We start from the raw sequence: 13,512 nt of genomic DNA on the forward strand, positions 1-13,512 counted from the left end.
CCGCTTACAGCCGGTCCAGCAGCGTGAGGATGGCGTGTGTCACGGCCTCCGGCCCGGTCACGGCGCTCAGATGGTGACCGTCATGACGTACGACCGGCCAGCGGCGGCGTCCGGCCTCGGCGGTCACGTCGTCGTATCCGTCCGACAGCCGCACGTAGCCGCATGGCCGGTCCTGCCAGCCCGCGACCTCTGGAGCGATCTCCTCCAGGTAGGCCCACGGCACGCGGGGGATCTCCGCGCAGAGCTCGGCCCGGATCCGCGGATCCGGCAGCAGCTCGCTGATCGCCTCCGGCGGAAACCATTCATGCCAGGGTGGCAGGAATCCGTCCGGCCCAGCCGACCGGCGCAGGCTCTCCACCAACTCGGCCGGGGCGGTGTCCATCCAGGACTGTCCGGAGTAGGGCAGAGTGGCGTCGACGAAGACGACGGCGTCCACGGGCAGCGCGGTCCTGTCGACGATCGACGGCACCAATCCGCCCGCACCGCTGTGGACGACGAGCGTCATCGCGTCGGCTGGGCCGCCCTCGGCCGCCGAGCACACCGTGTCAGCCAGTGCGAGATAGCGCGGCGGCGGCGACGAGACGGTGTCGACGAGTGAGGGAACCACGACACTGCGGCCGCGTGCGCGCAGCCGTTCCGCCACCGGCCACCACGTTTTCGGTCCGACCAGCGGGCTGTGCACCAGCACGATCATGGGCTCCGCCATTGCGCGATCGTACTGAACCGCCCTCCCCTGGTGACGAGTCCGGCGTGCCGACACCACCGGACTTCCACACTCGCCGAGTCTCCGGCCTCCTCACAGGGAACGGAGGTAGTCGCCTACGCTCTCCGCCTCGGTTGGGTGGGCGACCATCCCGACGTGTCCGTCCGGGCGGACAAGGATCAGGGCGTCGGTGCCGTATGCCTGCGCCACGTGCCCGCCGTCGTCCAGGAGGCCGCCAGGCCCGACGAGGTAAGGCTTCACGACGCCGGACTCGAGGCCGGACTCGACGACGCCGAGTGCTGGAGCGCAGCGTGCACCGAGGCCGAGCAGGGTGAAGTGCGGTCCGCGGAAGAGATCGAAGAGACGAATCGGCGCGCCGGTGGCGGCGTCGCGCAGCGGCGCGTCGGGCGCCCGGTCTCCGGCCCGGGGTCCGGTAGACCGGTCTTCGGTCTGGCGGGAGAGCCGGCTCCACGGATATCGGAGCATGAGCTGGGTGAGCTCGGGCGTGGCCACGGCGTCGACGCCGCCGCCCTTTTCCTTGATCGCGTCGAGGACCACGTTGAGCCGTTCCGACGTGATGTCGAGCAGCCAGCTCGCGATGGGCAGCCGTTCTTCCTCGTATGTGTCCAGCAGGCCCGGCGTGGCGTCGCCGCCGAGCACGAGGCCCAGCTTCCAGCCGAGGTTGTAGGCGTCCTGGATCCCGCTGTTCATGCCGAGCCCGCCCGCGATCGGGTGGACGTGCGCGGCGTCTCCGGCGAGGAACACGCGGCCCACGCGGAGCCGGTCGACCATGCGGACGTTGACCCGGTAGCTCGACCGCCATGTCAGATTGTGCAGTCTCACGCCCGGAACACCGGCGATCCGGTCGAAGGTCTGCTGGAATCGCTCCAGGGTCGGTTCGAGCGGGGAACCGTCCTGGTCGAGCTCATGTGAAGCCTGCACCTGGAAGGCGTCGGTGCCGGGGAGCGGGCACAGCATGATCACGCCGTCACCGGTGAACCACTGGTGCCAGGCGTCGCGGCCAAGCCCGTCGACCTCGACGTCGCCGACGGCCATGAGCTGAACGTCCGGCGTGTGGCCGCGCAGGCTCAGGCCGAGTGTTCTGCGGACGGTGCTGCGGCCGCCGTCGCAGCCGACCAGGTATCGAGCCTCGATCCGCGTCTCACCGATCGTGGCGGTCACCCCGTCGGCGTGCTGGCTGAAGCTCCGCAGCTCGGCGCCCGGTTCGACGGCGACGCCGAAGTCGGCCAGCCGTTCGCGCAGGAGCTGTTCCACCCGCCACTGAGGGATCTTCAGGCCGATCGGGTAGGGGATGTCGGGCGTGGGCACCCGTCCGGCCTCGGGGTCGACCTCGGCGATCACCTCCGCTCCCCGGTATTTGCGATGCGGCAGATGGGTGATCCCGGAGGCCAGCATCCGGTCGATCACGCCGAGGTCGTCGAAGACCTCCAGGCTGCGCGGGCTCAGCCCCTTGCCTCGGGAACCGCCCGCAAACTCCTGGGCCCGATCGACGAGGCGGACGGCGACGCCACGCCGAGCCAGATCACCTGCGAGCGTGAGGCCGGTCGGGCCCGCGCCGACCACGAGAACGTCTGTCTGAGTCACGCTCCCCATCAAAGCGTTACCAGGTTAAAAACGCAACCGGGTTAATAATGTTACGCTGACGAGGTGATCGAGGCGACGGGGCTGCGGGCCCGCAAGAAGGCGCGAACCCACGACGCCATCGCGGACGCGGCGATCTCGCTCTTCCTGGCCCACGGCTTCGACCAGGTCTCGATCAACGACATCGCCGCGGCGGCCGAGATCTCCAAGCCGACCCTCTTCCGATACTTCGCGACCAAGGAAGACCTGGTGCTCCACCGGTTCGCGGATCACAACGGTGAGGCCGCGCGCGTCGTGCGTGACCGCCGGCCCGGCGACTCCCCGCTGACGGCGCTGCACCGGCACTTCCGGGACGGCCTCGATCGCCACGAGCCTCTCACCGGCCTCAACGATCACCCCGCGGTGGTGGCGTTTCACCGGCTGGTCTTCACCACACCGAGCCTGGCGGGACGGCTCACGCGGTACATGATCGAGGACGAGAAGGCACTGGCGGGCGCGCTCGGCCCAGGCATCGAGTCACGACTGCGGGCCGCACAGGTGCTCGCGGTCCAACGGGTGCTCGCCCAGACGAACTGGCAGAAGATCGCCGAAGGGCGCACCGCCCACGACGTTTACCCCGAGGCCGTGGCCGACGCCGACCTCGCGTTCGCTCAACTGCGATAGCGCGCGCCTTCGACCCTGGTAAGGCGCCGCGCCGCCGCGGCCCCCGGCCCCGGCTGTTTCCGTCAGAGAGGCCTGCCCACCATGTCGGTGATCTGGCGTGGGGCAAGGTCGATCCCCCCCGCGAGTGCTCGACGAGATCCTCGGCTGGTTCGACGAGCTCGCCCCCGATGAACGCCGTTGCGCCGCCAGGGGTGCACGACCACACCACGTGGTGCGTCGTCGCCGTCCTCCCTACCGAACGCGCAGTCCCGCGATGAGGAGGTCGACCATGCGGCGCGCGTCGTAGTTAGAGTCGGTGCCCGCGCCGATACAGAGACTGCCGACGCCGCGCATCAATCCGTAGGCGCCCACGTCGGAGACGATCTCGCCCGCGGCGACCGCCGCGTCGAGCAGTTGGGCGCAGGCGGGGACGAGGCGGTCGAGGAAGTAGGCGTGCAGCGTCTCGAAGGCGGCGTCGCCGGACTGCAACGCCTCGGCGAGGCCGTGCTTGGTGGCCACGAAGTCGACGAAGCGGTGGATCCACGCCGCCAGGGCCGCGTACGGTGTGTCGCTGTTCGCCAGCAGCTCCGGACCGGCCTCGGCACACGCCTCGACCTGGTGCCGGTAGACGGCGACGATGAGATCGGCCCGCGTCGGGAAGTGGCGGTAGATCGTGCCGACGCCGACACCGGCTCTCGCCGCGATGTCGCGCACGGGCACGTCGACGCCGGAGGCGACGAAGGCCGCGGCCGCCGCGTCCAGCAGTGTCCTCTCGTTGCGCCGGGCGTCGGCCCGCTTACGCGGGACGGACGGCCCCGCCCCGCCGCCGATGTCGGCCACTGCCTGTTACCTCCGTCGCCAGCCTGAGTTCCGCGTCACAGTTAGCGGAACGTGGATCCGGTTGTTCAGGATGCCAGACCGGGCCGGCCGGAGCCAAGCCGCGCACCGCCGGGGCCTGCGCGCGGTGCGCGACCCGCACCCCGCAGCCGCACTCGACCGCTGCCTCCACTCCCGTCCAGACCAAGACCACCCGCGACAGCCAGCGGTATGCGCTGACCGGGCATGCCTGGCCGGGCGGCCGATGGTCCGCCCGCCTGGGGGGTCTCGACCGAACCGGGTTGATGGACGCTTTGACGAGACCGGTCATCCGAGGGGTAGGAGCGGCAATGACGGAAGCAGTCAGCGCGGACGTGGCGGTCGTCGGCAACGGTGTCATCGGCTACTCGATCGCCATCGAGATCAGTCGCCGGAGCCCGGATACCCGAGTCGCGGTCATCGGCCCGCCCGCCCGTCCCGGCGGGGCGTCGGTCGCGGCTGGAGCCATGCTCAACTGCTTTGGCGAGGTCACCAAGAACACCCTCTCCCACCCGGCCGGACGGGCCAAGCTGGAACTGTGCAGGGACGCACTCGACGCCTGGCCGGAGTGGCTGGGCATGCTCGCCGACGACGCGGCGGACCCTGACCTGCCGGGGTACTTCCGCCCCGGCACGTTCATCGCGCTGAACGCCAAGTCCGGCAGGCTCGACGAGGACAACTTTCAGGCCACCATCGCAGCATTGGATGAGTACGGGGAGCCATACGAAGAGGTGGATCCGCGCACGATCCCGGGGCTGGATCCTGTTCCCGACGCCCGGCCGCTGCGTGCGCTCCATCTGCCGCGTGAGGGCGCGATCGACGCGCGCCGGGTGCTCGCGGCGCTCGAACGTGCCGCGGAGCGACAGGGAGTGATCACGGTGCCGGTCGTCGCGACCGGTGTAGACACCGCGGGCGGGCGCGCCAGCGGCGTCAGGCTGTCCGATGGGACCTCGGTTGCGGCGGGCACGGTGGTCGTAGCGGCCGGCGCCTTCACCGGCCGATTCCTGGACGTTCTGCCGCCCGGTTCCGTGCCCGCGATGCTGGCCGGGACGGGCATCTCGCTGGAGGTGCGCCGGCATCGCCCGCCGCACTTCGACCAGGTCGTGCGCACTCCCAACCGGTCGGGCTCGTGTGGGCTGCACATCGTTCCGCTGAGCAACGGATCGGAGTACATCGGCGCGACCAACATCGTGCACCGCGAACCCCTCCGCGAGGCATCGTTCGGCATGAGCCACTTCCTGATCCAGTGCGCCCGCGAGCAGCTGGACCACAAGCTCTTCTCCGCGGACGTCATCCGCTGGATGGTGGGCAACAGGCCGGTCCCCGTCGACGGCTTCCCACTGATCGGCCCCACCTCGATCGGCGGGCTCGTCGTAGCGGCCGGCACCTACCGGGACGGATTCCATTGCTCGCCGGCCCTTGCGCGCCACGTGGCCGCGAGCATCCTGTCCGAGGGCGGCGAAACGGGTCTGGAGATGTTCCGGCCGGAACGCCCACTCATCCAGACGATGTCCGTGGATGAATCGATCGCCGAATTCGCTTACCACGGCGTGTGCGGGGCGTTCGAAGGTGGCCTCGAGCTGCCCTTCTGGATCGGCCCGGAGGCCCTCCAGCCCGTGTACGCGCACGCGGCGCAGCAGTTCTACGCCCAGATGGAATCCCCGGTCTCGTTGCCTCCGGAGATCCTCATGCACGTCACGCTGAACGCGACCTCGGAGGAGGACACCGAGTCGGTCCTCGCATTCGTGAAGGCCTCGCACGCTTTCCATGGTTAGGGCGGTTGACCGGATCCACCTCGAATGCCTGCGCGGCCAGCCGAAAGTAGCGTCCTCATGAGCATCTCCGTCCCCGTCGACGCACCACCCGAGCCGATCGAGATCGTCGCCTCGCTCCTGTCCGCTGCGACCAAGGAGTACGCCCGATGAGCCGGCTCTGGCCACGTTATGAAGGCCCCGATGACCTGGCCGCCATCGAAAGACTGCCGTTGGAGGCCCGCGGTCTGCCGGAGTCGACGTACGCGCTGCTCGCACGGGCTGCGGCTCTGTGGCCGAGCCGTACGGCGATCACCGTCCTGCCAGAAGCCTCCCGCTGGCGCGAACCGCTTCACCGTACGTACGCCGAACTGCTCGCTGAGGTACACCGGTACGCCAACCTGCTCCACCGGCTCGGCGTCCGGCGCGGTGACGTGGTCGCGCTCATGTCGCCGAACTGCGCCGAGCTGATCCCGGCCACACTCGCCGCGCAGCTCGCCGGCATCGCCGCACCCCTCAACGGCGGTTTGTCGCCGGCGCAGCTGACCCAGCTGCTGGGCCGGTCCGGTGCCCGGGTGCTCATCACTGCCGGACCCGAGCTTTCCCCGGAGATGTGGGCGAGAGTCGGTGAGCTTGATGGGTTGGACGCGGTCCTGGCGCTGCGGCCCACCGGCGCGACGGGCACTCCCGAGCCGCTCCCCGCGATCAACGGGGTGCTCATCGGCCACCTCGCCGAGATGGCCGCGGACGAGGACCCTGACGCGTTCGCCGCAGACCTACCTACCCGGACCGACCTCGCCGCGTTCTTCCACACCGGCGGCACCACCGGGAATCCCAAGCTCGCCGCGCACACGCAGGCCGCCCAGGTCGCCAACGCCTGGATGCTGGCCGCCGACGCGCGAATCAGCGCTGAGGCGGTGGTGTGCGCCGCGCTGCCGCTGTTCCATGTCAACGCGTTGGTGGTCACCCTGCTCGCCCCGCTGTTCCGGGGAGCACAGGTGGTGTGGGCCGGGCCGCTCGGCTACCGGGAGCCCGGGCTGTTCGAGGAGTTCTGGAAGATCGTCGAACACTTTCGGATCACCGCTATGAGTGCCGTCCCGACCGTGTACTCGGTGCTGGCGCAGTGCCCGGTCAACGCGGACATTTCCAGCCTGCGCCATGCCATGGTCGGCGCTGCACCGCTGCCGGTCGCGGTCCGTGAGACCTTTCAGAGGCACACGGGCGTCGCCCTGGTGGAAGGCTATGGGCTCACTGAGGGCACCTGCGCGACCGCGCGCAGCTTCCCCTGCGCGCCCCGCCATGGCGCCGTCGGACAGCGCCTTCCCTATCAGCGGGTAGCGGTCGTGCGTCCCGGCACGTGGGAGGAGTTACCGTACGGCGAGACGGGCGTGCTGACGATCAGCGGCCCGAACGTCTTCGCCGGCTACGTCACCGGCCGGAATGCCTCCGGCCACATCCTGGACGGCTTGGGAAAGCTGAACGGCGGACGCCTCGACACCGGAGACCTCGCCCGCCTCGACCCGGATGGCTTCATTCACCTGGCCGGCCGGGCCAAAGACCTGATCATCCGTGGCGGCCACAACATCGACCCGGCCGTCATCGAGGATGCCCTGCTCGCCCACCCCCAGGTCATGGCCGCCAGTGCTGTCGGCCGCCCGGACGCGCACGCCGGCGAGGTGCCGGTCGCCTACGTCGCTCTCGCACCTGGCGCCACGCTCACCGAAGAGGATCTGTGCGCCTGGGCCGCCGAGCACGTACCGGAGCGGGCCGCCGCGCCCAGGGCGGTAACCGTGCTGGACGTGCTCCCGGTCACCGCTGTCGGCAAACCCTACAAACTCCCGTTGCGCGCGGACGCCGTCCGGCGCGCGGTCGTCGAGACCCTCGCCGCGCTGGAGGTCGGCGCCGAGGTCACCGTCGCGACCGACGACGACGCTGTCGCCGTGACCGTCACCGTCTCACCGGAGCTCACCCTGGATGCGGTCAGGGCCGCCCTCGACCAGTACTCGGTTCGGTGGTCCGTGGAGGCACGTCCGTGACCGGCCCTGGTGTGGCCGCCGCCGGAGCGGGCCCGGCCCCGGGTTCACCACGGCGGCCGGTGCGCTACCCACCCATTCCTAGATAAACCTTCGAGAACGGGCGAAAGGTATGGATACCGAGATCGCGGTGATCGGCGCCGGCCAGTCAGGCCTGGCCTTGGGGCACGAACTGCACCGCATGAAGGCCGACTTCCTGATCCTGGACGCCGCATCCCAGGTGGGCGCGTCCTGGCGGGACCGCTGGGACTCCCTGAGGCTCTTCACACCCGCGCGCTACAACGGGCTGCCCGGCTTGCGCTTCCCGGGCCATCCGAACCACCATCCGGGAAAGGACGAGGTGGCGGCCTACCTTGCCGAGTACGCCCACGCCTTCGACCTTCCGCTGAGGCTCCGCACAAGGGTCACCGCCCTGACCAAAGACGACGGCTTCCGCCTGGAGACCAGCACCGGCACCGTCCTTGCCAAGCAGGTGGTGCTGGCCACAGGCCCGTTCCAGAAACCCCACGTCCCCCTCGTCGCAGCGAGGCTCGCCGACACGGTCGTGTCGCTGCACAGTTCCGGATATCGCAACCCGGAGCAACTGCCCGACGGGTGCGTGGTCGTCGTCGGCGCCGGCAACTCGGGCGTCCAGATCGCGGCCGAACTGGCCGCACACGGCCGCAGCGTCGTGCTGTCCGGACGCGAGCTGCCAAGGCTGCCGCAACGGTTCCTCGGAGCCGACCTCTTCCGCTGGTTCGATCGCCTCGGGCTGCTGGAGGTGTCCGCCGACTCCCCGCGGGGCCAGAAGATGCGAACCCGGGAGATGATCATCGGCACCGACCTGCGCGGGCCGGTACGTGCGGGGCTGATCACCCGAGTCGGCCGCCTGTCCGCCGCCGACGGGCGGCGGATGGAGTTCGAGGGCGGCTCTGGTGTGCTCGCGGATGCCGTGGTCTGGGCCACCGGCTACCGGACGTCCCTGCCATGGGTGGATACGGCAGTCCTCGACGACACCGGCGTTCCGCGACAGAACCAAGGGATGACCGGGCTCGACGGCCTTTACGTCTTGGGCCTGCCGTGGATGACGCATCGAGCCTCCGCCCTTCTCGCCGGTGCCGGGCGTGACGCGGCGCTGATCGCCAGCCACATCGCGGCGCGGAGGAAGCCGTGACCCGCGCGGCCGCCACGGCGACGGTCCTCACCGGGTACACCGTCGCCGGAGCCCCCCGAACACTCGCCGAGGCCACCTGCCTCCGCCACCTGACCGATCTCGGTGCCACCGCGACCCGTCACCCCTCCCGTCACCCCGGTACTCCGATGGAAGTCGCGGCACCGGACGGGACCACCCTCGGCGTACGGGCCGACTGGGCAGGACCGGTCGCTGACGGCCCCGTCGACGAGGTCACCGTCCAGGCCAGGTGCGGGCTCATGGCGGTGCACGGACGCCGGGAGGGCCTCGGTCCCCGGCGGATCGGCCTCGACTATGCCGCGACGGCCGCCGGGGTCCTCGCCGCTACCGGCGTGCTGGCAGTGCTGGTCGGCCGGGCGTACGGCCATGAGGGAGGAACGGTCGTCGAAACCTCTGCGACCGAGGCGGCGCTGCTCACGGTGTCGCACTACCTCGCCGCTGCCACCGCCGCCGCCCAGGCCGGCGATGACGACGGGCTCGCCCTCCTCCAGAGGGCACTGCTCACTGAAGGAGAGCCGCCACCGTTCACCTCGGCCGACGGGGTCCTTTTCGAGCTCGAATGCATCGACGCCGACGCATGGCGCCGGATGTGGGAGGCGCTCGGCGTTACGGCGGCGATCGCTGGGCGCTGCTGGCTGACCTTCGACCTGCGCTTTCCCCGCGCGGAAGGGCCGCTGCCGCCCGAGCTGCACGCCGCGGCCCGATCTCGTCCGCTGGCGGAGATCGCTGCCATCGCGGCCGAGGCCGGGGTCAGCCTGTGCCGCCTGCGGAGCGCAGCCGAACGCCTCGAAGAGCTCGGCCTGCGCGAGCACGGACGAGTGGGGCCACCGTGGACGATCGTTCCCCACGAGATCCTTCCATCAGCTGCGCACCCGCCCCGCACCCACAGGACGAACGCGGGCGCCGGGCCACTGACCGGACTACGCGTCGTCGAGCTTGGGCGCCGGATCCAGGGCCCGGTCGCCGGGATGGTCCTGCGCCGCCTGGGCGCCGACGTCGTACGGATCGAGCCGCCGGGCGGTGAGCCGCACCGGTCCTTCCCACCGCTCATCGACGGCTGCTCCGCGCCCTTCCTCGCGGTGAACGGCGGCAAGGAGGTTGTGCAGGCCGACCTGCGGACCCCGCGCGGCCGCGACGCCGTACGTGAGCTGATCTCCGGTGCTGACGCGTTCTTGCACAACCTGGCTCCTGGCAGAGCAGACGACCTCGGGCTCGGCGCCGCCGCCTCGGCCGCCATGAACCCGCGGCTCGTGTGGGCCGTCGCCTCCGCTTGGGGGGACGCCCGCGAACCTGCGGCCCTGCATGGCACCGACTACATCGTTCAGGCGTACGCGGGCCTGGGCGAGCAGCTCCGGCCCGACGACGAGCGCCCGGTTCCTTCCCTGATGACCCTGCTCGACTTCCTCGGCGGACTGACTGTGGCTGAGGGCGTCGTGGCCGCCCTTGCCGCCCGTACGTCGGACGGACGAGGCAGGCGCGTCGAGTCGGGCCTGCTTGCGGCGGCGGGTGTGCTCCAGGCTCCAGCGCTCGAGGATCTGGCGGCGGAACGGGAGATCGGCCGCCGGAACGGCCGCCCGATCTGGACGGAGCTCGACCGGCCGCTGCCCACCGCCCACGGCTTCCTCGCACTGCCCGCAGGCACTCCGGCAGATCGATTCCGCCGTACGGTCCCCTCGATCGAGGCCCTCACCACGAGGCCCGCCGACGACTGGGTGAAGCTCCTGCGCCAGTCGGGGATAGACGCCGTCACGGTGTGCGAGGACCTGGCTGATCTTCCTGCCGACTCAGGACTCTCCGAGCTCCTGCACGGGACCAGAGCCGCGTTCACCAGGAACCCCTGGAGATTTGAGTGAAATGAATCCCATGCCATCGATCAAGAAGGCACCACGACGCGAAGGCAGGCTCGTATTCGGCTCGGTCAACGAGGACGCGGCCATCGAGGCGGCGGTGCTGCCAGGCCAGGGCCGCCTTCTGGTCATCGCCTCAGGAGGTGACGTCGCGATGCGACTGGCCGCCGGCGGTGCCGAGGTGACTGCGGTCGATTCCAATCCCGTGCAGATCGACTACGTCCGGGAGCGTCTCCGCGGAGCACCGGCGCGGCTCGGAAGGGTCGAGCGGATGCAGCAGCTCAGCCGGTACGGTCTTGCGCTGGCCGGACTGCGCAGCGGCGAGCTCATCCGATTCTGCGCGATGGACGATCCCGCCGAGCAGTTGCGGGTGTGGCGCGAACGTTTCGACACCCGTCGCCTGCGCGCCATCCTCGCGGTTCTCGCGTCGCGGACGTCCACCCGCGCGGCGGGTTCTGAGGCCTACAGTTCGCGGGCGCCGATGCGCTTCGACGTCCTGCTGCGCACCCGGTTCGAACGGGGCATCGCCCAGCATCCCAACCGCCACAACCCGTTCGTCCGGCGTCTCCTGCTCGGCGACTTCGACGACCCCATCCCCCCTTTCGACCCACGCCGGGTCAAGCTGGTCTGCGCTGACGTCGCCGCCCACCTGGAGGAGGTGCCCGCCGGAACATACGATGGCATCAGCCTCTCCAACGTGCTGGACGCCGCCGGCCCGGTCTACACGGCTCGGTTGAAGGCGGCTGTGCGCCATGCGACGGCCCCGGAAGCGGTCGTGGTCTCCCGGAGCTTCGCCGAGAGCGACGATCCCGACGAGACCCGGTGGGCGAGTCGCGACCGGTCCATGCTCTGGGGTTCGTTGAAGGTCGAACAGCCGGGTGCACGATGAGCACTCAGCGAGGCCCCTCCAGTCGCTGGGTGGTGCTGGCGCTGGTCTCCACGGTTGTGTTCATGACGGCGCTGGACAACCTGGTGGTGACCACTGCGCTGCCCAGCATCAGGTCGGATCTGTCGGTCTCGCTGGAGACACTGGTCTGGGTGCTGAACGGCTACACGCTGTCGTTCGCGGCGATGATCCTTCTCGGAGCCGCCCTGGGAGATCGCTACGGACGTCGCCGCGTCTTCATGTGGGGGATCGCGGCGTTCACGGCGGCTTCGGTGGTCGCCGCACTGTCCACCACAATCGGCGGTCTGGTAGCGGCCCGCGCGGCCCAAGGAGTGGGCGCGGCGGTGATCCTTCCTGTGGGGCTCACGCTCGTCGGCGAGGCTTTTCCTGACCGCAACCGCGGCCTGGCCTTCGGCATCTGGTCGGGAGTGAACGGGCTGGGGGTCGCGGTCGGGCCGCTCGTCGGAGGAGCCGTTGTCGAGGCGTCTTCGTGGCCGTTCGTGTTCTGGCTGAACCTGCCGGTCGGGATCGGCGCGTTCCTCGCCTGCCTCTGGACGCTGCCGCCCAAGAGCGGCACCGCGCGCCACCTCGACGTACCCGGCGTCACCCTGGTCGCCGTCGGGCTGGCCGGAGCCCTGCTGGCGCTCACGGCCGTACCGGACGCCGGCTGGGGCTCCTCCAGAGTTCTGGTGCCGTTGGCGGCGGGTGGTGCGGCGCTGATCGCCTTCGGGGCTTGGGAGCGCCGTGCACACGAGCCGGTGCTCCCACGCCGCTTCTTCACCATCCCGGCGTTCACCTCGATCAACGTCGTGAACGTCGCGATGTACTTCGGCACGTTCGGCTCGATCTTCCTGCTCGTGCCATTCCTGCAGACCGTCCAGGGACACACGCCCGTCTCGGCGGGACTACGGCTGCTGCCCTGGACGCTCATGCCGATGTTCGTGTCCCCGCTCGCGGGGATCGCCTGCGACAGATACGGCCCGCGCCGTCCGGTAGCCGCCGGGCTGGTCCTCCTGGCCGCGGCCTTCGCCGGATTCGCCTACGTCGTGCCGGACGACCCGTCCTTCGCGATGCTGATGGCCCCCTCGATCCTCGGCGGCGCCGGGATGGGTCTGATCTTCCCCGCCTCGGCCGTCACCGTGCTCGGCGCCGTGGGACCCGGAGAGGAGGGACGTGCCTCGGGAGCGCTCAACGCGCTGCGCGAGGTGGGCGGCGCACTCGGCGTCGCCGGGCTCGCCACCGTCTTCCTGCTCTCCGGCGGCGGTATGACCCCGGATGCCTACGCCGACGGCCTGACCCCGGCTCTCGTCGTGGCAGCAGCGGTGATCGCCGCCTGCATCCCGGCGACCCGCCGGCTTCCCGGAGCCGGGCCCCAGGAACGCACTGAGAAACCCCAAGCGCAGGCATAGGGTTCCGCACCCCACGGCCGGCGCCACCGCTGAGCTTCTCCGCGAGCGCGAATTCGTGGCGCGCTTTCGTGGCCCCACCGTCAGGCGGGCCACGAGAGCGATCTACCTAGATCAGGTCCAGTTCGAGCACGACGTCGCGACGAGTCGCAGAACGCAGACGCGGATGCGCCAGATGTCCTGGCCCAGGTTCGCGCTGGCCGCACCCCAGGTGTTGGCGGTGACGCGGCCGGTGGCGCCGTTGTAGTACTGGTACTCCACGGCGGCGGAGGTGTTGGGGCCGGCGTAGACCCAGACCCAGCTCGCGGCGCCGTTGCCCGGGTTGTTGTCGAACTGGCCCTGGGCGCTGTACCAATCGACGGTGGTCGCGGCCGAAGCGGGCTGCGCGGTAAGGCTCACACCGGCGGCGGCCACCGCCGTCGCGACAACGGCTGCCTTGGCGACGTTCCTCAGTCCCATTTTCCTTGCTCACTTTCTTTTGGTGCCCTCGTACGGAGTCCGGCCGGAAAAGGGGCTCGCACGCTTCGGCGGCGCCCTTTCCGTCGAAAACCACCGGCCGCTTTTCTCCGGCGATCTCAGCGTTCCGGCCCGCGGCACCGGACAGCTCCCCTACCCG

The 13,512-nt window shown here is 70.4% G+C and carries 11 protein-coding genes; 7 read left to right on the plus strand and 4 right to left on the minus strand.

Features of this window, described 5'->3' with window-relative positions:
* Positions 1–4: 4 nt before the first annotated feature.
* Together JOL79_RS03865 and JOL79_RS03870 are read right to left on the minus strand one after the other, a co-directional pair.
* Positions 5–706 carry a lipase family protein gene (locus JOL79_RS03865; RefSeq protein ID WP_210154259.1) on the minus strand — a complete coding sequence of 234 codons (702 nt, stop codon included), beginning with the start codon at positions 704–706 and terminating at the stop codon, positions 5–7.
* A gap of 90 nt (positions 707–796) precedes the next feature.
* Positions 797–2,308, minus strand: a complete 1,512-nt coding sequence (locus JOL79_RS03870; RefSeq protein WP_210154260.1) for an FAD-dependent monooxygenase — start codon at positions 2,306–2,308, stop codon at positions 797–799.
* 63 nt (positions 2,309–2,371) lie between these two features.
* Here JOL79_RS03870 and JOL79_RS03875 point away from each other — a divergent pair, with 63 nt between their 5' ends.
* On the plus strand, positions 2,372–2,968 hold the full coding sequence (locus tag JOL79_RS03875) for a TetR/AcrR family transcriptional regulator (protein WP_210154261.1): 597 nt from the start codon (positions 2,372–2,374) through the stop codon (positions 2,966–2,968).
* A 231-nt stretch (positions 2,969–3,199) separates the two neighbouring features.
* Here the strand turns inward: JOL79_RS03875 and JOL79_RS03880 are convergent, their stop codons facing one another.
* Positions 3,200–3,787: a TetR/AcrR family transcriptional regulator gene (locus JOL79_RS03880; RefSeq protein ID WP_210154262.1), complete on the minus strand. Its 588-nt coding sequence runs from the start codon at positions 3,785–3,787 to the stop codon at positions 3,200–3,202.
* Positions 3,788–4,113: 326 nt separating this feature from the next.
* Here JOL79_RS03880 and JOL79_RS03885 point away from each other — a divergent pair, with 326 nt between their 5' ends.
* From JOL79_RS03885 to JOL79_RS03910, 6 genes are all read left to right on the plus strand, one after another.
* Entirely contained in the window at positions 4,114–5,577 is a 1,464-nt protein-coding gene (locus JOL79_RS03885; RefSeq protein WP_210154263.1) for an NAD(P)/FAD-dependent oxidoreductase, read from the plus strand.
* Between the two features lie 146 nt (positions 5,578–5,723).
* Complete coding sequence (locus tag JOL79_RS03890; protein WP_210154264.1) at positions 5,724–7,589, plus strand: acyl-CoA synthetase; 1,866 nt, start codon at positions 5,724–5,726, stop codon at positions 7,587–7,589.
* 109 nt (positions 7,590–7,698) lie between these two features.
* Positions 7,699–8,739 carry a flavin-containing monooxygenase gene (locus tag JOL79_RS03895; RefSeq protein ID WP_210154265.1) on the plus strand — a complete coding sequence of 347 codons (1,041 nt, stop codon included), beginning with the start codon at positions 7,699–7,701 and terminating at the stop codon, positions 8,737–8,739.
* Positions 8,736–10,610 carry a CoA transferase gene (locus JOL79_RS03900; protein WP_210154266.1) on the plus strand — a complete coding sequence of 625 codons (1,875 nt, stop codon included), beginning with the start codon at positions 8,736–8,738 and terminating at the stop codon, positions 10,608–10,610. Before JOL79_RS03895 ends, JOL79_RS03900 begins: the two co-directional genes overlap by 4 nt.
* Before the next feature lie 10 nt (positions 10,611–10,620).
* Positions 10,621–11,493, plus strand: a complete 873-nt coding sequence (locus tag JOL79_RS03905) for a BtaA family protein (RefSeq protein ID WP_210154267.1) — start codon at positions 10,621–10,623, stop codon at positions 11,491–11,493.
* Entirely contained in the window at positions 11,490–12,899 is a 1,410-nt protein-coding gene (locus JOL79_RS03910; protein WP_210154268.1) for an MFS transporter, read from the plus strand. Before JOL79_RS03905 ends, JOL79_RS03910 begins: the two co-directional genes overlap by 4 nt.
* A gap of 111 nt (positions 12,900–13,010) precedes the next feature.
* On the opposite strand, the gene JOL79_RS03915 is transcribed toward JOL79_RS03910, so the two are convergent.
* The gene (locus JOL79_RS03915) at positions 13,011–13,355 is read right to left on the minus strand and encodes a hypothetical protein (protein ID WP_210154269.1); all 345 of its coding nucleotides are present in this window, start codon (positions 13,353–13,355) and stop codon (positions 13,011–13,013) included.
* Positions 13,356–13,512 lie beyond the last annotated feature (157 nt).

This window comes from Microbispora oryzae (genome assembly GCF_017896165.1).
GTDB lineage: Bacteria > Actinomycetota > Actinomycetes > Streptosporangiales > Streptosporangiaceae > Microbispora > Microbispora oryzae.